This is a genomic window from Pseudomonas sp. 43A, from assembly GCF_013363935.1.
Lineage (GTDB): Bacteria > Pseudomonadota > Gammaproteobacteria > Pseudomonadales > Pseudomonadaceae > Aquipseudomonas > Aquipseudomonas crudilactis.
In genome coordinates this window covers 6,328,761-6,353,379 of sequence record NZ_CP054880.1, presented here as the reverse complement: position 1 = coordinate 6,353,379, position 24,619 = coordinate 6,328,761, and the positions used below count along the sequence as shown (strand labels likewise).

Annotated in this window: 13 protein-coding genes, 2 tRNA genes and 3 rRNA genes; 11 read left to right on the top strand and 7 right to left on the bottom strand. The window is 56.7% G+C overall.

Going from position 1 to position 24,619, the window contains the following annotated elements; genetic code table 11:
* Positions 1-47 precede the first annotated feature (47 nt).
* From HUW52_RS28105 to hemJ, 5 genes are all read right to left on the bottom strand, one after another.
* Positions 48-386 carry a histidine triad nucleotide-binding protein gene (locus tag HUW52_RS28105; RefSeq protein WP_053124353.1) on the bottom strand — a complete coding sequence of 113 codons (339 nt, stop codon included), beginning with the start codon at positions 384-386 and terminating at the stop codon, positions 48-50.
* An 81-nt stretch (positions 387-467) separates the two neighbouring features.
* A complete protein-coding gene (locus tag HUW52_RS28100; RefSeq protein WP_016983469.1) occupies positions 468-1,256 on the bottom strand; it encodes an SDR family oxidoreductase in 789 nt (262 codons plus the stop codon).
* A 61-nt stretch (positions 1,257-1,317) separates the two neighbouring features.
* The gene (locus HUW52_RS28095; RefSeq protein ID WP_016983468.1) at positions 1,318-2,268 is read right to left on the bottom strand and encodes a DUF805 domain-containing protein; all 951 of its coding nucleotides are present in this window, start codon (positions 2,266-2,268) and stop codon (positions 1,318-1,320) included.
* A 78-nt stretch (positions 2,269-2,346) separates the two neighbouring features.
* Positions 2,347-3,315 carry a nitronate monooxygenase family protein gene (locus HUW52_RS28090; protein ID WP_175555455.1) on the bottom strand — a complete coding sequence of 323 codons (969 nt, stop codon included), beginning with the start codon at positions 3,313-3,315 and terminating at the stop codon, positions 2,347-2,349.
* A gap of 32 nt (positions 3,316-3,347) precedes the next feature.
* Positions 3,348-3,776 (bottom strand): protoporphyrinogen oxidase HemJ, encoded by a 429-nt coding sequence (gene hemJ / locus HUW52_RS28085; RefSeq protein ID WP_077574746.1) that lies wholly within the window; start codon positions 3,774-3,776, stop codon positions 3,348-3,350.
* Between the two features lie 133 nt (positions 3,777-3,909).
* On the opposite strand from hemJ, the gene argC reads away from it, so the two are divergent.
* Complete coding sequence (gene argC, locus HUW52_RS28080) at positions 3,910-4,944, top strand: N-acetyl-gamma-glutamyl-phosphate reductase (RefSeq protein ID WP_016983465.1); 1,035 nt, start codon at positions 3,910-3,912, stop codon at positions 4,942-4,944.
* Positions 4,945-5,112: 168 nt separating this feature from the next.
* Positions 5,113-5,463, top strand: coding sequence for an iron-sulfur cluster insertion protein ErpA (gene erpA / locus HUW52_RS28075; protein ID WP_008077999.1), 351 nt, complete (start codon positions 5,113-5,115; stop codon positions 5,461-5,463).
* A gap of 71 nt (positions 5,464-5,534) precedes the next feature.
* Here the strand turns inward: erpA and HUW52_RS28070 are convergent, their stop codons facing one another.
* Together HUW52_RS28070 and HUW52_RS28065 are read right to left on the bottom strand one after the other, a co-directional pair.
* Positions 5,535-6,626 (bottom strand): anhydro-N-acetylmuramic acid kinase, encoded by a 1,092-nt coding sequence (locus HUW52_RS28070; protein ID WP_016983464.1) that lies wholly within the window; start codon positions 6,624-6,626, stop codon positions 5,535-5,537.
* Between the two features lie 3 nt (positions 6,627-6,629).
* The gene (locus HUW52_RS28065) at positions 6,630-8,054 is read right to left on the bottom strand and encodes a peptidoglycan DD-metalloendopeptidase family protein (RefSeq protein ID WP_016983463.1); all 1,425 of its coding nucleotides are present in this window, start codon (positions 8,052-8,054) and stop codon (positions 6,630-6,632) included.
* A 212-nt stretch (positions 8,055-8,266) separates the two neighbouring features.
* Here HUW52_RS28065 and tyrS point away from each other — a divergent pair, with 212 nt between their 5' ends.
* The 9 genes from tyrS to recD all read left to right on the top strand — a co-directional run bounded on the left by tyrS (position 8,267) and on the right by recD (position 24,567).
* Positions 8,267-9,466: a tyrosine--tRNA ligase gene (gene tyrS, locus HUW52_RS28060; RefSeq protein ID WP_150693830.1), complete on the top strand. Its 1,200-nt coding sequence runs from the start codon at positions 8,267-8,269 to the stop codon at positions 9,464-9,466.
* 496 nt (positions 9,467-9,962) lie between these two features.
* Positions 9,963-11,499: ribosomal RNA gene (locus HUW52_RS28055) — 16S ribosomal RNA — on the top strand.
* Positions 11,500-11,580: 81 nt separating this feature from the next.
* Positions 11,581-11,657: transfer RNA gene (locus tag HUW52_RS28050), tRNA-Ile, on the top strand.
* A gap of 30 nt (positions 11,658-11,687) precedes the next feature.
* Positions 11,688-11,763: transfer RNA gene (locus HUW52_RS28045), tRNA-Ala, on the top strand.
* Positions 11,764-12,010: 247 nt separating this feature from the next.
* A 23S ribosomal RNA gene (locus HUW52_RS28040) occupies positions 12,011-14,904 on the top strand.
* A gap of 150 nt (positions 14,905-15,054) precedes the next feature.
* Positions 15,055-15,170: ribosomal RNA gene (gene rrf, locus HUW52_RS28035) — 5S ribosomal RNA — on the top strand.
* The 16S, 23S and 5S rRNA genes sit together here with 2 tRNA genes alongside, the layout of an rRNA operon.
* A gap of 153 nt (positions 15,171-15,323) precedes the next feature.
* Entirely contained in the window at positions 15,324-18,776 is a 3,453-nt protein-coding gene (gene recC, locus HUW52_RS28030; protein ID WP_175555454.1) for an exodeoxyribonuclease V subunit gamma, read from the top strand.
* Positions 18,773-22,462 (top strand): exodeoxyribonuclease V subunit beta, encoded by a 3,690-nt coding sequence (gene recB, locus HUW52_RS28025; RefSeq protein ID WP_175555453.1) that lies wholly within the window; start codon positions 18,773-18,775, stop codon positions 22,460-22,462. Before recC ends, recB begins: the two co-directional genes overlap by 4 nt.
* The gene (gene recD, locus HUW52_RS28020; protein ID WP_175555452.1) at positions 22,459-24,567 is read left to right on the top strand and encodes an exodeoxyribonuclease V subunit alpha; all 2,109 of its coding nucleotides are present in this window, start codon (positions 22,459-22,461) and stop codon (positions 24,565-24,567) included. Before recB ends, recD begins: the two co-directional genes overlap by 4 nt.
* Positions 24,568-24,619 lie beyond the last annotated feature (52 nt).

Sequence of the window (24,619 nt, the reverse complement as noted above, 5' to 3'; positions counted from 1 at the left end):
CGAAGTCTTCGCGAGCAGGCTCGCTCCCACAGGGGGATGGGGGGGGATCAGCCCGGCGGCCAGTTCATCTGGCGCTGCCCGAGTACGTGCATGTGAATGTGATAGACCGTCTGGCCGCCCTTCTCATTGCAGTTCATTACCACGCGGAAACCATCTTCGCAGCCCAGCTCCAGCGCCAGGCGCTGTGCAGTGAAGAGGATATGCCCGGCCAGTGCCTTGTCGTCTTCGGTCAGGTCATTGAGGGTGCGCACCGGTTTTTTCGGGATGACCAGAAAATGCACCGGTGCCTGAGGGGCGATGTCGTGGAACGCCAGAACCTGGTCGTCCTCGTAAATGATCTTGGCCGGAATTTCCCGGTTGATGATCTTGGTGAACAGAGTATCCACTGCTGTTTTCTCCGTTGTTTGGGCTGGTCTGAGTGTACGCAGGGCGGCTTATCCCGCCCAGTGTTTTACCTGTAGGGCATTTCAGCGCGGGCAGTAAGCCTTGTTGACCATGCCGACAATGGTACGGTTGAGCCAGCGCGAACCCAGTCTCGGCAGGAAAGCGAACCATCGATTGCGTCGTCCCGGAATGATGATCGCGCGGTTCTTGTCGAGGGCGCGCACGGTGTACAGCGCAACCTCCTCGGGGCTCATCAGCAATTTGCTGTCTTTGAGTTTGTCGCTATTGAGCTGTGCCGTGCGGAAAAATGCCGTACGGGTCGGGCCGGGGCAGAGCACCGAAACCTTCACCGCACTTTGTTTGAGTTCAACCCGCAAGGCTTCGGAGAAGTGCAGCACATACGCCTTGCTGGCGTAGTAGGTGCTCATCCATGGGCCGGGATTGAACGCGGCCACCGAGGCGACATTGAGAATCTGCCCACCACCCTGCAGTGCCATGCTGTTACCGATGGCGTGGCAGAGGCGGGTGAGGGCGAGGATGTTTACCTCGATCAGATCCTGCTCGGTCATCCAGTCCTGCGCGAGAAACGGGCCGCAGGTACCGATACCGGCGCAATTGACCAGCAAGTCGATCTGCCGGTCACCTTCTTCGAGTTCCAGCAGGAAGCCGGACAGACGCAATGGCTCGCCCAGATCGCAGGCGCGGAACAGTACCTCGACGCCAAAGCGCTGGGTCAATTCGATCGCAATACTTTCCAGCTGATCACGCTGTCGTGCCACCAGAATCAGGCTGCGGCCGCGCCGGGCCAGCGCTTCGGCCAGTGCTAGGCCGATGCCGCTGGAGGCGCCAGTGATCAGAGCGTAACGGGTCATGCAATTCTCCATCGCAACAGCTCCGCGCCAGCGACGCGGTTGTCACGGCGGGGAGCGCTGTTCATTCTTTCGCAGAGTCTACAGGGGCCTGCGCCGCTTCGGCGGCTTCGTCGGCGGAATCCACGGGTGATTCGACTTCTACTTCGACTTCATCGGTGGTCACCGAGCCACTTTCGTAGCTGCTTTCCAGGTTGCTTTCGTATTCCTGCTGGATCGCCGAGATCCCGCCAAGCATGCCGCCGGCGAACACCAGGGCGAAAAACACGATCCACAGTGAACACAGCACTTTCACTGCGGTGCTGTTGGGCGGTGGGGGAGGGCCATAGCGATTGGCGCCGGTGTTGCCCGGTACGACCATGATCACCAGCGGAAAGAAACTGCCCACGAAAGGCACCAGGTTCAGCAGCCAGAGCCAACCCGACCAACCTATGTCGTGCAGGCGTTGAACGCTGAACAGAATGCTGACAATCAGGAAAGCGATAAACAGGAAGAAGGCGAAGATCCCGCCGATGATCAGGCCGGTAGTGGAATCACCGCTGACCAGCCCCAGAGCCAGGAGGGCGAATACGCCGACAATGGGCAAGGTCACCAGGCTCAGCACCATCGTCCACGCCAGAAAACGCAAGCGTCCGATTCGACCTTCAACGCTGAACGGCTTGAGCGTGGCGAACGCCGGCAGACTCTCGCCGACACTGGCACGAGGGGGCGCGTATGGAGAGTCAGGTTCCGCAACAACCGGCGCATGCTCATGAACATCGGCCAGATTCAGCTCGATGGCTGTTTCCGTTTCGATTCGCGCTGCGATCCCGGTTTTGTTCAGTGCCTGCAGGTACGTTTGAGCATCACTGTGGGAGAGCTCGCGCTTGAGTGCGACGACATTGCCGTTAAAAAGACGCTCAATGGCGGTCACATCGCTTTTGAACAGATCCGCCAGATTGAGTTTGGCCGTGGTGATATCGACACCGGGCTGTAGAGCACCGTCGAACACGATCTTGTAACGGGTTTCGCTCATGGCCGAGGCATCCTTGTCGCGAATGGATTGAAAGGTCAGCAGTGTAAGGCCAGTCCTTTGGGGCTCGCCCGCTATTTCTTAACGTGGCCAGCGTTTCGGCAGTTGTGCCGCGCGTTCCTGAGCCTGGCGATACTCGGCGTCCAGTCGGGCGATCAATTGATCAACGCTCGGCAGGTCGTCGATCTGCCCTACGCCTTGACCGGCCGACCACACGGTTTTCCAGGCTTTGGCTTCATCGCTGATCGGCTTGAGCTTGTCACCGAAATTGACCTCGCCCTTGCCTTGCAGAGCAGCCATATCGAAACCGGCCGCCTCCAGGCTCTGACGCATAAAGCTCGCCGGCACTCCCGACACCGCTGGAGTATGGATGATGTCCGCAGCCTTGGCTGTCAGCAGCATCTCCTTATAGGCGTCAGGCGCATGACTTTCTGTGGTGCCGATAAATCGCGTACCGAAGTAGGCCAGATCCGCACCGAGCAGCTGTGCGGCAAGAATCTCATGGCCGTGGTTAAGACATCCTGCAAGCAGCAGGGTTTTATCGAAAAACTCTCGGATCTCGGCGATCAGCGCAAACGGACTCCAGGTTCCGGCATGCCCGCCGGCGCCGGCCGCGACGGCAATCAATCCGTCGACACCGGCCTCGGCCGCTTTTTCGGCATGTCTGCGAGTGGTGACGTCGTGGAAGACCAGGCCGCCATAGCTGTGTACTGCGTCGACCAGTTCCTTCACCGCGCCGAGGCTGGTGATGACGATGGGCACTTTATGTTCGACGCAGATATTCAGGTCCGCCTGCAAGCGCGGGTTGCTGTTGTGCACGATCAGGTTCACCGCGTACGGCGCCGGGTTGTCGAGTGCCGCCAGTCCCGCTTCGATTTGCTCGAGCCATGCTTTGAAACCGCTGCTTTCGCGTTGGTTCAATGCCGGAAAACTACCGACCACACCGTTACGGCAGCAGGCGAGTACCAACTCGGGGTTGGAAATCAGGAACATCGGCGCTGCCACTACCGGCAGACGCAGACGTTGTTCGAGCAAAGCGGGCAGCGACATTATGAACACCCCAAGATCTGTACTTGTTGAAGTTAGAACGGCTTGACCACGACCAGAATTACGATAGCCAGCAATATCAGAACCGGCACTTCATTGAACCAGCGATAAAAGACATGGCTGCGGGTATTTTCGCCACGGGCAAAACGTTTTACCTGCGCGCCGCACATGTGGTGGTAGCCGATCAGCAAGACGACCAGTGTCAACTTGGCGTGAATCCAGCCACCCATGCTGAAGATGCTCGGGTTGAGATAGATCAGCCAGCCGCCGAAGATCAGCGTCGCAATCATCGCCGGGCCCATGATGCCGCGATACAGCTTGCGCTCCATGATGCTGAAGCGTTCTTTGCTGAGCGTGTCTTCGCTTTGCGCGTGATACACGAACAGGCGCGGCAAGTAGAACAGCCCGGCAAACCAGCAAACGACGCTGACAATGTGAAAAGCTTTGATCCATAGATAGAGCATTTTTAGTTATTCCAGGTTCACGGTAAGCCGGATAGTAGAGGCTTGAGCGTCCGCACGTCACCTTGACGGTTGTCGCAGGCGCGCGCGGCCCCTATTATCGACGGCTTTCCAGTGGGTTCTTTGAGGGCAGGTTATGGTCAAGGTCGGTATCGTCGGCGGCACGGGTTACACCGGTGTCGAACTGCTGCGTCTGTTGGCGCAGCATCCGCAGGCAGAAGTGGTTGTCATCACTTCCCGATCCGAGGCCGGTCTGGCCGTGGCTGACATGTACCCGAACCTGCGCGGTCACTACGATGGCTTGGCCTTCAGCGTGCCGGACATCAAGACTCTCGGCGCTTGTGACGTAGTGTTCTTCGCCACACCGCATGGTGTTGCGCACGCACTGGCGGGCGAATTGCTGGCAGCGGGCACCAAGGTCATCGACCTGTCGGCCGATTTCCGTCTGCAAGACGCTGAAGAGTGGGCCAAGTGGTACGGTCAGCCGCACGGCGCGCCTGAACTGTTGGACGAGGCGGTTTACGGCCTGCCGGAAGTCAATCGCGAGCAAATCAAGAAGGCCCGTCTGATTGCGGTGCCGGGTTGCTATCCGACCGCGACGCAACTGGGTTTCCTGCCGCTGCTTGAAGCCGGTCTGGCGGATGCTTCGCGTCTGATTGCCGACTGCAAATCCGGCGTCAGCGGTGCTGGTCGCGGTGCGGCTGTAGGCTCCCTGTACTCCGAGACGTCGGAAAGCATGAAGGCCTATGCGGTGAAAGGTCACCGTCACTTGCCGGAAATTCGCCAGGGTCTGCGTCGCGCAGCGGGCAAGGATGTCGGTCTGACCTTTGTTCCGCATCTGACCCCGATGATCCGTGGCATTCACTCCACGCTCTACGCCACTGTGGTCGATCGCTCGGTAGATCTGCAGGCGCTGTTTGAAAAGCGTTATGCCAACGAACCGTTCGTCGACGTGATGCCGGCCGGTAGCCATCCGGAAACCCGTAGCGTGCGCGGTGCCAACGTTTGCCGTATCGCTGTTCACCGTCCGCAGGATGGCGATCTGGTGGTGGTGTTGTCGGTGATCGACAATCTGGTCAAAGGCGCGTCGGGCCAAGCGGTGCAGAACATGAACATCCTGTTCGGTCTGGACGAGCGCTTCGGCCTGTCCCATGCCGGTATGCTGCCGTAACACTTTAAGCCGCACAGCAAAAAGGCCCGTTAATCGGGCCTTTTTGCACTCTGAACAGCTCGTCGGCTTTATTGATATACCGTAACAATAGTTGACCGATTTTCTCGGACAAGCGGATAATGCGCGTCATCACGCATTATGGCGGCGTAACGCCGGGAGATAGTCAGCATGAGCGTCGAATCCTTCACCCCCACGGCTTTGCAATTCACCCACGGTGCCGCGCACAAGGTGAAGAGCCTGGTCGATGAAGAGGGGAATGATCGCTTGAAGCTGCGCGTATTCGTTACGGGCGGCGGTTGTTCAGGGTTTCAGTACGGGTTCACCTTCGATGAAGATGTGGCCGAGGACGACACTATCGTCGAGCGCGAAGGCGTGAGTCTGGTGGTGGATCCGATGAGCTTCCAGTACCTGGCCGGTGCTGAAGTGGACTACCAGGAAGGTCTGGAAGGTTCGCGTTTCGTGATCAAGAACCCGAACGCCACCACGACCTGTGGTTGCGGATCTTCGTTCTCGATCTGATCGCACTGCGCTTCAGATAACAAAACGCCGCAGAGCCTTACGGTTCTGCGGCGTTTTGCTGTGCGTGATGTTTAAGCGGGGTAGATGGCGCCGAGCACTCGAAGTCCGCGGGCGCCGGTGACGCTTGGGCGGTTGGCGGCAATGCCTTCGAGGCAGCAATGGGCCAGCCAGGCGAACGCCATCGCTTCGACCCAGTCCGGGTCAACGCCGTGGGTCGCGGTGCTGGCTACCGTTGTCTCGGGAAGCAGGTCGGCCAGCCGTTTCATCAGTGCGCTGTTGTGCGCGCCACCACCGCAGACCAACAGTTCTTGGGTATCGGATTGAGCGCTTTGCAACGACTCGACGATGGTCAGTGCCGTCAACTCAAGCAGTGTGGCCTGCACGTTTTCCGCCGCGAAGGCTGGTAGTCGTGACAGGTGTTGTTCCAGCCACGGCAGGTTGAACACTTCGCGTCCGGTACTCTTCGGGCCTTTGGTAATGAAAAACGGATCGCTGAGCAGTGCTTCCAGCAATGTCGGCTCAACAGTGCCTGATCTCGCCCAGTCGCCATTGCGATCGTAGTTTTCACCCCGTTGCTGCTGAATCCAGGCGTCCATCAGAACATTCCCAGGGCCGCAGTCGAAACCGGCTACAGGCTTGGTCGGCTCAATCAGACTCAGATTGCTGAAACCGCCGACATTCAAGACTGCCTGGTTACCGGTACGCTCTTCGAACAAAGCTTCATGGAAGGCTGGAACCAGCGGCGCACCTTGGCCGCCGGCAGCGACATCACGGCTGCGGAAGTCGCTGACTACAGTAATGCCGGTCAACTCAGTCAGCAGAGCAGGATTGCCAATCTGCACGGTAAAACCGCGTGCCGGCTCATGGCGGATGGTCTGGCCGTGGCTGCCGATCGCCCGAATGTCTTTCGGCTTGAGTCGCTGCTGATCGAGGAGGGTATGAATGCCCTGCGCCGCGAGCGTCACCCAGTTCTGCTGGGCAATTGCCGAGCGGGCGATTTCGTCAGGGCCGCTGGCGCACAAGCCAAGCAGCTCGGCGCGCAGGGATTCAGGCATGGGAATGTAGTGGGTGGCGATCAGCTTGATCGCCGAGGTCTGTTCGATCAGGGCAATGTCCAGACCGTCGAGGCTGGTTCCGGACATCACACCGATATACAGGGCCATGACTTAACGCTTGCTCGAAGCCAGCATGGTGGCCTTCTCTTGATCCATACGCGCCATCAGCGGTTGGCTTTGTGCAAGGAAGCGAGCACGTTCGGCTTTGGCAATCGGATCAGCCATTGGCAGCTTCTGGCCAAGCGGATCGACGTGAACGCCGTTTACCTGGAACTCATAGTGCAGGTGCGGGCCAGTGGACAGGCCGGTGGTACCGATGTAACCGATGACTTGGCCTTGTTTCACCGTGCCGCCAGTCTTCACGCCTTTGGCGAACCCTTGCATGTGGCCGTACAGCGTGCGGTAGGTATTGCCGTGCTGGATGATCACGGTGTTGCCGTAGCCGCCACGACGTCCGGCGAGCAGCACTTTACCGTCGCCGGCAGCCTTGATCGGCGTACCGCGCGGCGCAGCGTAATCAACGCCTTTGTGGGCGCGGATCTTGTTGAGGATCGGGTGTTTGCGGCCCATGGAGAACTTCGAGCTGATGCGGGCGAAGTCTACCGGAGTACGGATGAACGCCTTGCGCATGCTGTTGCCGTCAGCGGTGTAATAGCTGCTGTTGCCTTGTTTATTGGTGTAACGCACGGCGGTGTATGTTTTGCCGCGGTTGGTGAAGCGTGCTGACAGGATCGGACCATTGCCGACTGACTTGCCGTTGACCACTTTCTGCTCATAGATCACATCGAATTCGTCGCCCTGGCGGATGTCCTGCGCAAAATCGACGTCGTAGCCAAAGACGCTGGCCATATCCATGGTCAGGCTGTGGGAAAGGCCGGCACGGGCCGCGGATTGTGAAAGCGAGCTGTTGATCACGCCGTGTACGTAAGCGGTGCGAACGGTGGGTTTTGCGGTAACCCGGTTGAAGGCATAACCCTTTTCATTCTTGGTCAGGGTAATGGTTTCGACGTCGCTGACCTTGCTGTGCAAACTGGTCAGTTGACCTTCAGGGTTCAATTCGAACTCGAGTTTCTGGCCGTGCTTAAGCTGGCTGAACTGCTTGGCCTGTTTGTCGCTGGCCAGGACCTCATGAACGGAGGCGGCAGGCAGGCCGACCTTTTCGAACAAGGTCGATAGTGTATCGCCCTTGGCAACGATGACTTCACGATGACCAGGCGCTTTTGGCTTTTCAGCGGCTGGTGCCGATGCCGGTGCTGCTTCTGCGGTTTGCGGGGCGTTTTCGTCGCTGTTTTCGATTTGAGCAAATGGCGAAGCTACTGGCTCATTTGTGGCTTGAGCCGCGTCAGCAGCGTCTTGATCTTGTGTCAGTTGTTCAGCAGGACTTTCCAGTTCGAGACTCAGGGTCGTCTTTTTGGCTTCAACATCACTGGAAGGGAATACCAGGAGAGCCAGGCTAAGAAGGGCGGCGATTCCACTTGCGGCGAGCAGGTGGGTCTTCGGGTAAAGCGGCGGCGCTTTAGACGGTTCTGTGGTCATAGGTAATTTTGACTTTGAAAAATGATGAATTGGAAAAGATGAATGACATGATGAAGATGAAATAACTGTATAAAATATAACCAAATCATCTCTGAAGCAAGTCTACAGACAGCACGTCTGTGGATTGGTGTCCGTGCGCCGGGCAAAACTTGTAATTGGTGCGCGATCTTGTATGGTTGGTTCCCTTTGAATCTGAGCCTTGCGGGTCTGTTATGAAGTCGGTTGAAGAGCAGCTAGCGCTGATTAAACGTGGTGCGGAAGAACTATTGGTCGAGTCCGAGCTGATCGAGAAGCTCAAGCGCGGCCAGCCGCTGCGTATCAAGGCTGGTTTTGATCCAACCGCTCCGGATCTGCACTTGGGTCATACCGTGCTTATTAATAAGCTGCGCCAGTTCCAGGAGCTGGGGCATCAGGTGATCTTTCTTATAGGTGACTTCACCGGGATGATCGGTGATCCGAGTGGCAAGAGTGCAACGCGTCCTCCGCTGACTCGCGAGCAGGTTTTGGAAAACGCTGAGACCTACAAGACTCAGGTGTTCAAGATTCTCGATCCGGCGAAAACCGAAGTCGCATTCAACTCCACCTGGATGGATCAGATGGGACCGGCCGACTTCATTCGTCTGACCTCGCAGTACACCGTCGCTCGCATGCTCGAGCGTGACGACTTCGATAAGCGCTACACCACCAATCAGCCAATCGCTATTCACGAGTTCCTCTATCCGCTGGTTCAGGGTTACGACTCGGTGGCTTTGCGTGCGGACGTTGAGTTGGGCGGCACTGATCAGAAGTTCAACTTGCTGATGGGGCGTGAGTTGCAGCGTGGTTACGGCCAGGAAGCGCAGTGCATTCTGACAATGCCGCTGCTTGAAGGTCTGGATGGCGTGAAGAAGATGTCCAAGTCTTTGGGCAACTACGTCGGTATTCAGGAAGCGCCGGGCGTCATGTACAGCAAGCTGGTTTCGATTCCGGATGCATTGATGTGGCGTTACTTCGAGCTGCTCAGCTTCCGCTCGATGGATGAGATCAATGCGCTGCGTGCTGATGTAGAAGCCGGTGCCAATCCGCGTGACGTCAAAATCAAACTAGCGGAAGAGATCGTCGCACGTTTCCATGGTGAGGAGGCTGCGGCCAATGCTCATCGTGCAGCGGGCAACCGCATGAAGGATGGCGAGCTGCCGGATGATCTGCCGGAGATCGAGCTGGTCTCTGCTGAAGATATGCCGATCGCGGCTGTCCTTAATAAGGCAGGTCTGGTGAAGAACTCGGCAGCGGCACGCGACCTGTTGGCGTCCGGCGGTGTGCGCGTTGATGGTGAGGTGGTTGATCGCTCCTTTATATATGTACTGGGCGCAACCCACGTTTGCCAGGCAGGCAAGAAGGCGTTTGCACGTATCACGCTGAAATCTGAGTAAATTTGAAAATAGGTCTTGACGGCGAATTTCAGATGTCTATAATTCGCCCCACTTCCGGCGCAGTCGAAACGGAAAACTCCTTGAGATTCAATGAGTTATGTAATTTTCGGCAGCAGGTTGCTTCAGGTCATCGAAGCCAAAAGGAAGTTGAAAAAGAGGTGTTGACAGCAGCGTGTAACGCTGTAGAATTCGCCTCCCGCTGACGAGAGATCGGAAGCGCAAGTGGTTGAAGTTGTTGAAGAATTCTTCGAAAGCTTCTGAAAATAATCACTTGACAGCAAATGAGGCTGCTGTAGAATGCGCGCCTCGGTTGAGACGAAAGATCTTAACCAACCGCTCTTTAACAACTGAATCAAGCAATTCGTGTGGGTGCTTGTGGAGTCAGACTGATAGTCAACAAGATTATCAGCATCACAAGTTACTCCGCGAGAAATCAAAGATGTAACCAACGATTGCTGAGCCAAGTTTAGGGTTTCTTAAAAACCCAAAGATGTTTGAACTGAAGAGTTTGATCATGGCTCAGATTGAACGCTGGCGGCAGGCCTAACACATGCAAGTCGAGCGGATGAGAGGAGCTTGCTCCTGGATTCAGCGGCGGACGGGTGAGTAATGCCTAGGAATCTGCCTGGTAGTGGGGGACAACGTTTCGAAAGGAACGCTAATACCGCATACGTCCTACGGGAGAAAGCAGGGGACCTTCGGGCCTTGCGCTATCAGATGAGCCTAGGTCGGATTAGCTAGTTGGTGAGGTAATGGCTCACCAAGGCGACGATCCGTAACTGGTCTGAGAGGATGATCAGTCACACTGGAACTGAGACACGGTCCAGACTCCTACGGGAGGCAGCAGTGGGGAATATTGGACAATGGGCGAAAGCCTGATCCAGCCATGCCGCGTGTGTGAAGAAGGTCTTCGGATTGTAAAGCACTTTAAGTTGGGAGGAAGGGCAGTAACTTAATACGTTGCTGTTTTGACGTTACCGACAGAATAAGCACCGGCTAACTCTGTGCCAGCAGCCGCGGTAATACAGAGGGTGCAAGCGTTAATCGGAATTACTGGGCGTAAAGCGCGCGTAGGTGGTTTGTTAAGTTGGATGTGAAATCCCCGGGCTCAACCTGGGAACTGCATTCAAAACTGACAAGCTAGAGTATGGTAGAGGGTGGTGGAATTTCCTGTGTAGCGGTGAAATGCGTAGATATAGGAAGGAACACCAGTGGCGAAGGCGACCACCTGGACTGATACTGACACTGAGGTGCGAAAGCGTGGGGAGCAAACAGGATTAGATACCCTGGTAGTCCACGCCGTAAACGATGTCAACTAGCCGTTGGGAGCCTTGAGCTCTTAGTGGCGCAGCTAACGCATTAAGTTGACCGCCTGGGGAGTACGGCCGCAAGGTTAAAACTCAAATGAATTGACGGGGGCCCGCACAAGCGGTGGAGCATGTGGTTTAATTCGAAGCAACGCGAAGAACCTTACCAGGCCTTGACATCCAATGAACTTTCCAGAGATGGATTGGTGCCTTCGGGAACATTGAGACAGGTGCTGCATGGCTGTCGTCAGCTCGTGTCGTGAGATGTTGGGTTAAGTCCCGTAACGAGCGCAACCCTTGTCCTTAGTTACCAGCACGTCATGGTGGGCACTCTAAGGAGACTGCCGGTGACAAACCGGAGGAAGGTGGGGATGACGTCAAGTCATCATGGCCCTTACGGCCTGGGCTACACACGTGCTACAATGGTCGGTACAAAGGGTTGCCAAGCCGCGAGGTGGAGCTAATCCCATAAAACCGATCGTAGTCCGGATCGCAGTCTGCAACTCGACTGCGTGAAGTCGGAATCGCTAGTAATCGTGAATCAGAATGTCACGGTGAATACGTTCCCGGGCCTTGTACACACCGCCCGTCACACCATGGGAGTGGGTTGCACCAGAAGTAGCTAGTCTAACCTTCGGGAGGACGGTTACCACGGTGTGATTCATGACTGGGGTGAAGTCGTAACAAGGTAGCCGTAGGGGAACCTGCGGCTGGATCACCTCCTTAATCGACGACATCAGCTGCTCCATAAGTTCCCACACGAATTGCTTGATTCATTGAAGAAGACGAAAGAAGCAGCCCGAAATTGGGTCTGTAGCTCAGTTGGTTAGAGCGCACCCCTGATAAGGGTGAGGTCGGCAGTTCGAATCTGCCCAGACCCACCAATTTTGTGTGGGAAATACCTGTAGAGATACGGGGCCATAGCTCAGCTGGGAGAGCGCCTGCCTTGCACGCAGGAGGTCAGCGGTTCGATCCCGCTTGGCTCCACCACTACTGCTTCTGAAGTTTGAAAGCTTAGAAATGAGCATTCCATTGTGATGATGGTGAATGTTGATTTCTAGTCTTTGACTAGTTCGTTCTTTAAAAATTTGGGTATGTGATAGAAAGATAGACTGAACGTTACTTTCACTGGTAACGGATCAGGCTAAGGTAAAATTTGTGAGTTCTCTTAGTTGAGAAATTCGAATTTTCGGCGAATGTCGTCTTCACAGTATAACCAGATTGCTTGGGGTTATATGGTCAAGTGAAGAAGCGCATACGGTGGATGCCTTGGCAGTCAGAGGCGATGAAAGACGTGGTAGCCTGCGAAAAGCTTCGGGGAGTCGGCAAACAGACTTTGATCCGGAGATGTCTGAATGGGGGAACCCAGCCATCATAAGATGGTTATCTTGTACTGAATACATAGGTGCAAGAGGCGAACCAGGGGAACTGAAACATCTAAGTACCCTGAGGAAAAGAAATCAACCGAGATTCCCTTAGTAGTGGCGAGCGAACGGGGACTAGCCCTTAAGTGGCTTTGAGATTAGCGGAACGCTCTGGAAAGTGCGGCCATAGTGGGTGATAGCCCTGTACGCGAAAATCTCTTGGTCATGAAATCGAGTAGGACGGAGCACGAGAAACTTTGTCTGAATATGGGGGGACCATCCTCCAAGGCTAAATACTACTGACTGACCGATAGTGAACTAGTACCGTGAGGGAAAGGCGAAAAGAACCCCGGAGAGGGGAGTGAAATAGATCCTGAAACCGTATGCGTACAAGCAGTGGGAGCAGACTTTGTTCTGTGACTGCGTACCTTTTGTATAATGGGTCAGCGACTTATTTTCAGTGGCGAGCTTAACCGAATAGGGGAGGCGTAGCGAAAGCGAGTCTTAATAGGGCGTCTAGTCGCTGGGAATAGACCCGAAACCGGGCGATCTATCCATGGGCAGGTTGAAGGTTGGGTAACACTAACTGGAGGACCGAACCGACTACCGTTGAAAAGTTAGCGGATGACCTGTGGATCGGAGTGAAAGGCTAATCAAGCTCGGAGATAGCTGGTTCTCCTCGAAAGCTATTTAGGTAGCGCCTCATGTATCACTGTAGGGGGTAGAGCACTGTTTCGGCTAGGGGGTCATCCCGACTTACCAAACCGATGCAAACTCCGAATACCTACAAGTGCCGAGCATGGGAGACACACGGCGGGTGCTAACGTCCGTCGTGAAAAGGGAAACAACCCAGACCGTCAGCTAAGGTCCCAAAGTTATGGTTAAGTGGGAAACGATGTGGGAAGGCTTAGACAGCTAGGAGGTTGGCTTAGAAGCAGCCACCCTTTAAAGAAAGCGTAATAGCTCACTAGTCGAGTCGGCCTGCGCGGAAGATGTAACGGGGCTCAAACCATACACCGAAGCTACGGGTATCATCTTCGGATGATGCGGTAGAGGAGCGTTCTGTAAGCCTGTGAAGGTGAGTTGAGAAGCTTGCTGGAGGTATCAGAAGTGCGAATGCTGACATGAGTAACGACAATGGGTGTGAAAAACACCCACGCCGAAAGACCAAGGTTTCCTGCGCAACGTTAATCGACGCAGGGTTAGTCGGTCCCTAAGGCGAGGCTGAAAAGCGTAGTCGATGGAAAACAGGTTAATATTCCTGTACTTCTGGTTATTGCGATGGAGGGACGGAGAAGGCTAGGCCAGCTTGGCGTTGGTTGTCCAAGTTTAAGGTGGTAGGCTGAGATCTTAGGTAAATCCGGGATCTTAAGGCCGAGAGCTGATGACGAGTTACCCTTTGGGTGACGAAGTGGTTGATGCCATGCTTCCAAGAAAAGCTTCTAAGCTTCAGGTAACCAGGAACCGTACCCCAAACCGACACAGGTGGTTGGGTAGAGAATACCAAGGCGCTTGAGAGAACTCGGGTGAAGGAACTAGGCAAAATGGCACCGTAACTTCGGGAGAAGGTGCGCCGGTGAGGGTGAAGGACTTGCTCCGTAAGCTCATGCCGGTCGAAGATACCAGGCCGCTGCGACTGTTTATTAAAAACACAGCACTCTGCAAACACGAAAGTGGACGTATAGGGTGTGACGCCTGCCCGGTGCCGGAAGGTTAATTGATGGGGTTAGCTAACGCGAAGCTCTTGATCGAAGCCCCGGTAAACGGCGGCCGTAACTATAACGGTCCTAAGGTAGCGAAATTCCTTGTCGGGTAAGTTCCGACCTGCACGAATGGCGTAACGATGGCGGCGCTGTCTCCACCCGAGACTCAGTGAAATTGAAATCGCTGTGAAGATGCAGTGTATCCGCGGCTAGACGGAAAGACCCCGTGAACCTTTACTATAGCTTTGCACTGGACTTTGAATTTGCTTGTGTAGGATAGGTGGGAGGCTTTGAAGCGTGGACGCCAGTTCGCGTGGAGCCATCCTTGAAATACCACCCTGGCAACTTTGAGGTTCTAACTCAGGTCCGTTATCCGGATCGAGGACAGTGTATGGTGGGTAGTTTGACTGGGGCGGTCTCCTCCTAAAGAGTAACGGAGGAGTACGAAGGTGCGCTCAGACCGGTCGGAAATCGGTCGTAGAGTATAAAGGCAAAAGCGCGCTTGACTGCGAGACAGACACGTCGAGCAGGTACGAAAGTAGGTCTTAGTGATCCGGTGGTTCTGTATGGAAGGGCCATCGCTCAACGGATAAAAGGTACTCCGGGGATAACAGGCTGATACCGCCCAAGAGTTCATATCGACGGCGGTGTTTGGCACCTCGATGTCGGCTCATCACATCCTGGGGCTGAAGCCGGTCCCAAGGGTATGGCTGTTCGCCATTTAAAGTGGTACGCGAGCTGGGTTTAGAACGTCGTGAGACAGTTCGGTCCCTATCTGCCGTGGACGTTTGAGATTTGAGAGGGGCTGCTCCTAGTACGAGAGGACCGGAGTGGACGAACCTCTGGTGTTCCGGTTGTCACGCCAGTGGCATTGCCGGGTAGCTATGTTCGGGAAAGATAACCGCTGAAAGCATCTAAGCGGGAAACTTGCCTCAAGATGAGATCTCACTGGAACCTTGAGTTCCCTGAAGGGCCGTCGAAGACTACGACGTTGATAGGTTGGGTGTGTAAGCGCTGTGAGGCGTTGAGCTAACCAATACTAATTGCCCGTGAGGCTTGACCATATAACACCCAAGCAATTTGCGCTTAAAAGCCAGATTGCGGTGTGTGAAGACGAAACGAACCGAAAGTTCGATGTTCACAAACACCGAAAGCTGTCACATACCCAATTTGCTGAAGCGAGGCCAACTGGCCACGATTCGGTACCCGAATTTCTTGACGACCATAGAGCGTTGGAACCACCTGATCCCATCCCGAACTCAGCAGTGAAACGATGCATCGCCGATGGTAGTGTGGGGTTTCCCCATGTGAGAGTAGGTCATCGTCAAGATTAAATTCCGAAACCCCAATTGCGAAAGCAGTTGGGGTTTTGTTTTGTCCGCAGGAAAGTTCTTACAACATTCGCAGGCGCCGTCCGGCTGTCACAACCTGCCGACAATGCTAAGGTTCTGCCCTGGCTTTCGTACTTTCCAAGGAATCCTTTATGCAGGACGCTCAGTCCCTCAACGCTGCATTCATGGTGGTCCAGAGCAACAGCCTGGACGAACTGCGCAGCCTTGTGATCAGCATCATGCGGCGTTATCCGCTTGCTCCCCTGGAAAACGAAATAGCGCTGGTGCAGAGCAACGGCATTGCCCAATGGCTCAAATTGGCCTTGGCCGAAGACCCTGAGGAAGACGACCTTGGCGGTTGCGGTATTGCCGCAGCGATTGATGTGCAACTGCCGGGCAGTTTCATGTGGCAGTTGTACCGCATGGTATTGGGGCGAGATGAAATTCCTCCCAAGTCCCTGCTCGATAAAGCCCCGTTGACCTGGCGCCTTATGCGTCTGCTCCCTCAGGTTATTGATCGACCTCATTTCGAACCGCTACAACGCTTTCTCATCAATGACGCCGACCTGCGCAAGCGCTACCAATTATCCGAGCGCTTGGCGGATCTGTTCGACCAGTATCAGGTGTACCGGGCCGACTGGCTTGAAGACTGGGCCGAAGGCCGACATCAATTGCGCAACGTCAGGGGCGAAGTCAAACCACTGCCCCCGACCAGTTGCTGGCAGGCAGAGTTGTGGCGTGCGCTGCTGGATGACGTAGGCGAACAAGGTATGGCGCAGAGCCGCGCCGGCGTTCACCAACGATTTATCGAGCGCATCAATAACCTTATCGAAGCTCCTGGGGGACTACCTTCGCGGGTGATCGTTTTCGGGATTTCTTCGCTGCCAGCCCAAGTGCTTGAAGCACTGGCCGGGCTTGCGCGTTTCAGCCAGGTCCTGCTGTGTGTACACAACCCGTGCCGTCACCACTGGGCCGATATTGTTGCCGACAAGGATCTGTTGCGGCATCAATATAAGCGGCAATCGCGCAAGACTGGAATGCCCACAGTGCTGGACCCTGATGCACTGCATCAACACGCTCATCCACTATTGGCTGCATGGGGTAAACAAGGCCGGGACTACATCAACCTGCTCGACAGTTATGACGATCCCAATAGCTATCGGGCGGCTTTCCGCGACGGCCGCATAGACCTGTTCAGCGAAACTCAACCACACAATCTGCTCAATCAACTTCAGGACGACATCCTTGAGTTGCGCCCACTCAATGAGACTCGCGAACACTGGCCTGTTGTCGATCTGACACAAGACGAGTCGATCCGTTTTCACATTGCCCACAGCGCTCAGCGTGAAGTTGAAATACTGCATGACCAGCTTCTGGCGCGTTTTAGTGCCAACCCGGATCTGCGTCCTCGCGATGTGATCGTGATGGTGCCTGACATTGATAGCTATGCACCGCATATCCGCGCGGTGTTTGGTCAGCTTGATCGCCACGATGCGCGGTTCATCCCGTTCACATTGGCGGATCAGGGGCAGCGTGGTCGTGATCCACTGCTGATCGCAGTCGAACACCTGCTCAAGCTTCCCGACAGCCGCTTTCCGGTCAGTGAAATCCTCGACCTGCTTGACGTTCCTGCACTTCGCGCGCGCTTTGGTGTTGAGGAGCGTGACTTGCCAACACTGCACCGCTGGATAGAAGGCGCAGGCGTGCGTTGGGGCATGAATGCCGAGCAACGCGCGGGCCTGGGTTTACCCGACGAACTAGAGCAAAACAGCTGGCATTTCGGTCTGCGACGCATGCTTCTGGGCTACGCCGTAGGCAGCGCCAACGCGTGTGAGGGGATCGAACCTTATGATGAAATTGGTGGACTAGACGCCGCCCTGATCGGGCCGTTGGTGGCTTTGCTCGATGCTCTGGAACTCGCCCATCAGCAGCTCACCCAATCCGCTCAGCCCAAGGAGTGGGGATATCGATTGCAAGCGCTGATGCAACTGTTCTTCAAAGCCAGCAACGAGCACGACGACTACCTGTTGACCCAACTCGAAGAGCTACGTGAGACCTGGCTGGAAACGTGCGAGGCAGTAGGCCTGGCGGATGAGCTACCACTGACTGTGGTTCGTGAAGCCTGGCTCGCGGGGCTGGATCAGGGGCGCTTGTCTCAGCGTTTTCTGGCCGGCGCCGTGAATTTTTGTACGTTGATGCCCATGCGCGCCATTCCATTCAAACTGGTCTGCCTGCTGGGTATGAACGACGGCGATTATCCCCGTGCGCAGCCGCCACTGGATTTCGACCTCATGGGTAGCGACTACCGTCCGGGAGATCGTTCCCGGCGTGAAGACGACCGCTACCTTTTGCTTGAAGCGCTTTTGTCTGCGCGCAACCAGCTGTACATCAGTTGGGTTGGTCGCAGCATCCGTGATAACAGTGAGCGACCGGCTTCAGTGTTGATCGGGCAATTGCGGGATCACCTCGCAAGTGGCTGGCGATTGCTCGACGAAAACCGCGATCTGTTGAGTGACATGACGCAAGAGCATCCGCTGCAACCATTCAGTGCGCGCTATTTTCATGAAGGCGATCACCTGTTTAGCTATGCCAGTGAATGGCAGGTTCTGCATCAACAGCATGAGCCTCAAAACGAAACTCAGTTACTCAGCCCTTATGTACAAGAAGAGCCGCTGAGCCTGGCTCTGTTGCAGGACTTTTTACGCAACCCGGTTCGGCACTTTTTCACCCAGCGCCTCAAGGTTTATTTCGAGGCCGCCGAAGCACCGCTGGCCGACGAAGAACCCTTCGTGCTGGATGCATTACAGCGTTACACGCTCAGCGACAGCTTGCTCGAAGCCGCTCTCAGGCAACCCGACAATATCGATCAAGCACTGACAGCCCAGGCCCGGCGTCTGCAAAACAGTGGTCTGTTGCCAATGGCCGGGTTTGGCGAGTGCCTGCAACGTGAGCTGATCGAACCTTTGCCTGACTTGCTACAGCGTTATCAACAATTGCTGGCACTCTGGCCTACCCCTTTGAACAGTGCGATGCCGGTCAACCTTGAATTGCAGGGCTTGCGTCTTGAAGGCTGGCTCGCGGGTTTGCACCAGCGCGCTGACGCAGGCCTGTTGTCGGTCACGACCATTCCCAACAGCATCGGCTCAATCAAAAGCCGCAAATGGCATCGGCTGACCAAACCTTGGGTTAATCATTTGGTGGCCTGCGCCAGCGGACTTTCGCTGACGACAGCCTTGGTAGCCAGCGACGATACATTGCTGCTTGAACCCATGGAGCCAGCACGAGCGATACGTTTCCTTGGTGACTTGCTCCTCGCTTGGCAGGCAGGCATGCGACAGCCACTGCCGGTCGCGGTAAAAACCGCTTTTGCGTGGCTTTCCCAAACTGATCCGCTGAAGGCCGAAGCGGCAGCGCGTAAAGCCTATGAAGGTGACGGGCAGACTAGCGAAGGCGAGCGTCGCGAGAGCCCCGCGTTGTCACGGCAATATGCCGATTTCGATGCATTGCTTGAGGACGAAACATTCGCCGGTTGGTGCGACGCGTTGTATCGCCCACTGCTTGAAGCATCATGGCGTTCACTGTCCACTGAAGGGACTCGCGCATGAGCACAAAGACACCCCTCGCACTGGCCTTTCCGCTACAGGGCAGTCAGTTGATCGAAGCCAGTGCCGGTACCGGCAAAACATTCACCATCTCAGCTTTGTATCTGCGACTTATTCTTGGGCACGGTGGCGAGTCGAGCGGCTTTGGTCGTGAATTGCTGCCACCACAGATTCTCGTCGTGACCTTCACCGATGCCGCGACCAAGGAGCTGCGTGAGCGCATACGCACGCGTCTGGCTGAGGCCGCTCGATTCTTTCGTGACGAAACACCTGCCCCTGACGGACTGATTGCTGAACTGCGCGACCAATTCGAACCACAGCAGTGGCCTGGTTGTGCCAACCGCCTCGATGTCGCCGCGCAATGGATGGACGAGGCCGCTGTTTCGACCATCCACAGTTGGTGTCAGCGCATGCTGCGGGAGCACGCGTTCGACAGTGGCAGCTTGTTCACTCAATCTCTGGAAACTGATCACAGCGACTTGCTCGGCGAAGTGCTGCGCGATTACTGGCGACTGTTCTGTTACCCGATGCAGGGCGATGCCTTGAACTGGGTTCGCAGCAATTGGGGGGGGCCGGCGGCTTTGTTGCCTCGCGTGCGCGGCCTGTTCGCCAGTGAGCGTGACAGCGATGAGGGAAAGGCTCCCGCAGAGCTGATCGATGAATGCCTGCAAGAACGCCGTGCAGCGCTGATCGAACTGAAAATGCCGTGGCGCCAGTGGGCAGACGAGTTGCTCGCCATCTGCCAGCAAGGCGTTGCGAGCAAAACCGTCGACGGGCGCAAGATGCAGGCGCGTTACTTCGAACCGTGGTTCGAAAAGCTCAAGGCATGGGCTGAAGACGAGACCCTGGAGCAACTGGATATCGGCACCGGTTTCACCCGACTGACGCCCGACGGCATGGCCGAAGCGTGGAAAGGCCAGGCTCCAGTTCACCCGGGCCTGGACGCGATGCCGAAGCTCAAATCGAGCCTCGATGCATTGCCGACTCCCGATGCCGCTGTGCTGCAACATGCCGCCAAATGGGTAGGCGCACGCTTTGAAGAAGAGAAGCGGCGTCGCGCCGAAATGGGCTTCGACGACATGTTGTTGCGGCTGGATGCCGCTTTGCAATCCGACGGAGGCGAACGTCTTGCGACGTTGATTCGCGAGCAGTTCCCGGTCGCGCTGATCGATGAGTTTCAGGACACCGACCCGGTGCAGTATCGAATCTTCGAGAGCATCTATCGCATTGAAGACAACAGCCCTGACACCGGCCTGTTTCTGATCGGTGATCCGAAGCAGGCGATCTACGCCTTCCGCGGTGCAGACATCTACACCTACCTGCGCGCACGTCAGGCCACCACTGGCCGGCTGCATACGCTGGGCACCAACTTCCGCTCCAGCCACGGCATGGTCAACGCGGTCAATCATGTATTCGCACGCGCCGAGTCCCGTGAGTTGGGGCGCGGCGCATTTTTGTTCCGCGAGAAAAACGGCGACAATCCGGTGCCATTTCTTCCCGTCGAATCTCAAGGTCGCAAGGAACATCTGCAAGTTGCCGGGCAGGCTGTCGCGGCGTTGAATGTCTGGCACTTGTCCACCGACCAGCCACTGTCGGGCGTGGTCTATCGTCAGCAGTTAGCAGCGGCGTGCGCCAGCGAAATTACTGCGCTGCTCAATGGCGGGCAAAACGCTAGCGCGGGGTTTGTTCGGGACGACAAAGACTTCAGAGGTCTGAGGCCGTCCGACATCGCGATTCTCGTGCGCGACGGCAAAGAAGCCCAGGCTGTACGCGGTGAACTCGCCGCCCGTGGCGTGCGCAGCGTTTACCTGTCGGACAAGGATTCTGTGTTCGCGGCGCAAGAAGCCCACGACCTGTTGTCCTGGCTCAAGGCCTGTGCCGAGCCGGATGTCGAACGTTCACTGAAAGCTGCTCTGGCCTGTATCACCCTGAACCTGCCACTGGCAGAGCTGGAACGTCTGAACCAGGACGAGCTGGTATGGGAAACCCGGGTCATGCAGTTCCGTGGCTATCGCGAGCTATGGCGCAAACAAGGTGTACTGCCGATGTTGCGCCGCCTGCTGCACGACTTCCATCTGCCGCAAACCTTGATGACGCGCACGGATGGCGAGCGGGTACTGACCAACCTTTTGCACCTGTCGGAATTGATGCAGCAAGCGGCTGCGGAGCTGGACGGGGAACAAGCGCTGATTCGTCATCTGGCCGAACTGCTGGCAGTGTCCGGTCAGGCCGGCGAAGAGCAGATTCTGCGTTTGGAAAGCGACGAGCAACTGGTCAAAGTCGTGACCATCCACAAGTCCAAAGGCCTGGAATATCCCTTGGTGTTCCTGCCGTTCATCTGTTCGGCAAAACCCGTGGATGGCAGTCGCTTGCCACTGCATTACCACGATGCCGAGGGCAAGGCCCAGGTGAGTCTGAAACCAACCGCTGAGCTGATCGCGCAAGCGGACGATGAGCGTCTGGCCGAAGACCTGCGTTTGCTCTACGTTGCTCTGACTCGCGCGCAGCACGCCTGTTGGTTGGGCGTAACGGACCTCAAGCGAGGCAATAACAACAGTTCGGTGCTGCACCTTTCGGCACTGGGTTATCTGCTCGGCGGTGGCGTATCGCTGGGTGAGTCCAGCGAACTGAAACGCTGGCTGCAAGACCTGCAACAAGACTGCCCGGCCATCCACATCGATGAAATGCCACAACCCACCGACGAGCATTACCAGCCGCCACAAAATGACGCCGTGCTGAGTGCCACGCTGTTGCCCAAGCGCAAGGCTAGCGAAAACTGGTGGATCGCCTCCTATAGCGCCTTGCGCATCAGCGACGTGTTGAGTGTCGGCAGCGATGAGGCTCCGGACAGTCCGCAAGCGCAAAAACTATTCGATGATGAGCGCCTCGATCCCGACGCCCCGCGAGAAATCATTGCCGGTGGCGCCGATATCCACCGCTTTCCTCGTGGCCCCAATCCGGGAACGTTTCTCCATGGTTTGCTGGAATGGGCAGGTGATGACGGTTTTGCCGTTGCCCGCGAAGCGCTGGAAGATGCGATTGCCCGACGCTGTAACCTGCGTGGCTGGGAAGGCTGGATCACCACCCTGAGCGACTGGCTGCAGCACCTGCTCAAATCGCCACTGCCGATTGCTGGCGGGCAACCACCGGTTGTTCTTGAGCAACTGAAACAATATCGGGTCGAGATGGAGTTCTGGTTCGCCAGCCATAAAGTCGATGTCCTCAAACTCGACGAACTGGTGCGCCAGCACACTCACAGAGGCGTGGCCCGCGTGGCGGCAGAACCAGTGCAACTCAATGGCATGTTCAAAGGCTTTATCGACCTGACCTTTGAACACAATGGCCGTTACTACGTGGCCGACTACAAGTCCAACTGGCTCGGCGTGGATGATCTGGCCTACACCGAGCAGGCCATGGAACTGTCGATCCTCGACAACCGCTATGACCTGCAATACGTGTTGTACCTGCTGGCGTTGCACCGCCAACTCAAGGCCCGGCTGCCTGATTACGATTACGACCGGCATGTCGGCGGGGCGTTGTATCTATTTCTGCGCGGCACCCGTGCTGACAGTCGCGGTGTCTATTTTGTACGTCCGCCCCGTGAGCTGATCGAGCGTCTCGACCGGATGTTCCAAGGCAAACCCGAACCCAAGACCGAGCCCGCCTGGGAACAGGGAGTCCTGCTATGAGCCGCACCTTTGCCGACCTGCTACCCACGCCGCTGGCAGCGGACAGTCTGTCGAGGCTGTCGCCGCTGACCAGCGCCGACGATCTTCTGATATTGCTGACGCGTTGGGTCGAGCGCGGCTGGTTGCGAGCGCTGGACAAAGCATTCGTCGCGTTCCTTCACGAGCTCGCGCGCGACACGGATCCGCTGGTGTTGCTCGCAGCCGCCCTGACCAGCCATCAACTTGGCCACGGTCATGTCTGTCTCGATCTTTATGAAACCCTGAAAGCGCCCGACTTCGCGCTGTCGTTGCCCCCTGAAGGTGACGTGCAAGGTGGTGTGCTGTTGCTGCCTTCGCAATTGCTTGAGGCACTCGAGGGCGCGCACTGGTGCAAGGTTCTGGCGGGCAGTTCTCTGGTCGCACTGGCGGCGGATACCAGTGATTCAGCAGAACAACGCCCGTTGGTGTTGTCAGGCAAACGCCTGTATTTGCGACGCTACTGGGCCTACGAGCGGCGGATTGATACGGCGTTGCGCCAGCGTTTGCAGCAGGTTGAGCCAACGCCGGATGATCTGCCACAACGCTTGAACGAACTGTTCGGATCAGCCAAGGTCGGTGAAGTGATCGACTGGCAGAAGCTGGCCTGCGCCCTTGCTACTCGTGGTGCCTTCAGCATCGTCACCGGGGGGCCGGGGACCGGTAAAACCACCACGGTGGTGCGTTTGCTGGCGTTGCTTCAAGCCCCAGCAGTCGCCTCCGGTCATCCGCTGCGGATTCGTCTGGCGGCGCCGACAGGCAAGGCTGCGGCGCGATTGACCGAGTCCATCAGCCAACAAGTGCAGTCGCTGGAAGTCAGCGAAGAGGTGCGGGCGAAAATCCCTTGTGACGTCACCACTGTGCATCGTCTGCTCGGCAGCCGTCCCGGCACCCGGCACTTCCGCCACAATGCCGGCAACCGCCTGCCACTGGATGTACTGGTAGTCGACGAAGCCTCGATGATCGACCTGGAGATGATGGCCAACCTGCTCGATGCCTTGCCGCCGCATGCTCGACTGGTATTACTGGGTGACAAGGATCAATTGGCCTCTGTGGAGGCCGGGGCGGTGCTGGGGGATTTGTGCCGTGACGCCGAAAGTGGCTGGTACAGCCCGCAGACCCGACAGTGGCTGGAGTCGGTCAGCGGTGAGTCGTTACAGGACAGCGACTTGCATGAGGATGTCGGCGGCGCCCACCCATTGGCCCAGCAAGTGGTGATGCTGCGTCACTCCCGGCGTTTCGGCGAGGGTAGCGGGATCGGTCAGCTCGCGCGTCGGGTCAACCAACAGTTGCCGGATGAGGCGCGGCAGTTGCTCACGACCGGGCACTATGACGATGTGTATTCGTTGCCGCTCAAGGGCGAACATGATCACAAGCTCGAGCGCCTGTTGCTTGAGGGACATGGCGACGGCCCACAAGGCTACCGCCATTACCTGACTGTGCTGCGTAATCAGCGTCCGCCGCCGGGTAGGCCACTCGAACATCCTGACTGGATCGTCTGGGCTCGTGACGTCCTGCAAGCGTTCGACACCTTCCAGTTGCTGTGTGCCGTACGCAAAGGGCCTTGGGGCGTCGAAGGCCTGAATCAACGGGTCACCGCCGCGCTGCTCAAAGCACGTTTGATCGAAAACGATCAGCAATGGTACGAGGGTCGTCCGGTCTTGATGACCCGTAACGACTACGGTCTGGGTTTGATGAACGGCGATATCGGCATCGCCCTCAAGCTGCCCGAGCGCGAAGGACCTGATGCGGGCAAACCGGTGTTGCGCGTGGCGTTCCCGCGCAACGACGGTCAGGGCGGCGTGCGCTTCGTATTGCCAAGCCGCCTCAACGACGTCGAAACCGTCTACGCCATGACGGTGCACAAATCCCAGGGTTCGGAGTTTGCCCACACGGCCCTGATTCTGCCGGATGCCTTGAATCCGGTGCTGACCAAAGAATTGATCTACACCGGCATTACCCGGGCCAAGCACTGGTTCACCTTGATCGAGCCCCGGGCCGGCGTGTTTGAGGAGGCGGTGCAGCGCAAGGTCAAACGCCTGAGCGGGCTGATGCTGGAACTGGAGGAGGGCACCGTGCCTCGGGGGTGAAAATCCAGACAATTGACGGCGATTACTGACCAACCGGTCAGAGGTCAGTGTC

Bases quoted from the DNA above. Each gene is read 5' to 3' on its own strand.
- hemJ (WP_077574746.1), bottom strand. From the start codon at position 3,776: ATGCTCTATCTATGGATCAAAGCTTTTCACATTGTCAGCGTCGTTTGC.
- recB (WP_175555453.1), top strand. From the start codon at position 18,773: ATGAGCACAAAGACACCCCTCGCACTGGCCTTTCCGCTACAGGGCAGT.
- recC (WP_175555454.1), top strand. From the start codon at position 15,324: ATGCAGGACGCTCAGTCCCTCAACGCTGCATTCATGGTGGTCCAGAGC.
- erpA (WP_008077999.1), top strand. From the start codon at position 5,113: ATGAGCGTCGAATCCTTCACCCCCACGGCTTTGCAATTCACCCACGGT.
- HUW52_RS28095 (WP_016983468.1), bottom strand. From the start codon at position 2,268: ATGAGCGAAACCCGTTACAAGATCGTGTTCGACGGTGCTCTACAGCCC.
- recD (WP_175555452.1), top strand. From the start codon at position 22,459: ATGAGCCGCACCTTTGCCGACCTGCTACCCACGCCGCTGGCAGCGGAC.
- HUW52_RS28100 (WP_016983469.1), bottom strand. From the start codon at position 1,256: ATGACCCGTTACGCTCTGATCACTGGCGCCTCCAGCGGCATCGGCCTA.
- argC (WP_016983465.1), top strand. From the start codon at position 3,910: ATGGTCAAGGTCGGTATCGTCGGCGGCACGGGTTACACCGGTGTCGAA.
- HUW52_RS28065 (WP_016983463.1), bottom strand. From the start codon at position 8,054: ATGACCACAGAACCGTCTAAAGCGCCGCCGCTTTACCCGAAGACCCAC.
- HUW52_RS28070 (WP_016983464.1), bottom strand. From the start codon at position 6,626: ATGGCCCTGTATATCGGTGTGATGTCCGGAACCAGCCTCGACGGTCTG.
- tyrS (WP_150693830.1), top strand. From the start codon at position 8,267: ATGAAGTCGGTTGAAGAGCAGCTAGCGCTGATTAAACGTGGTGCGGAA.
- HUW52_RS28090 (WP_175555455.1), bottom strand. From the start codon at position 3,315: ATGTCGCTGCCCGCTTTGCTCGAACAACGTCTGCGTCTGCCGGTAGTG.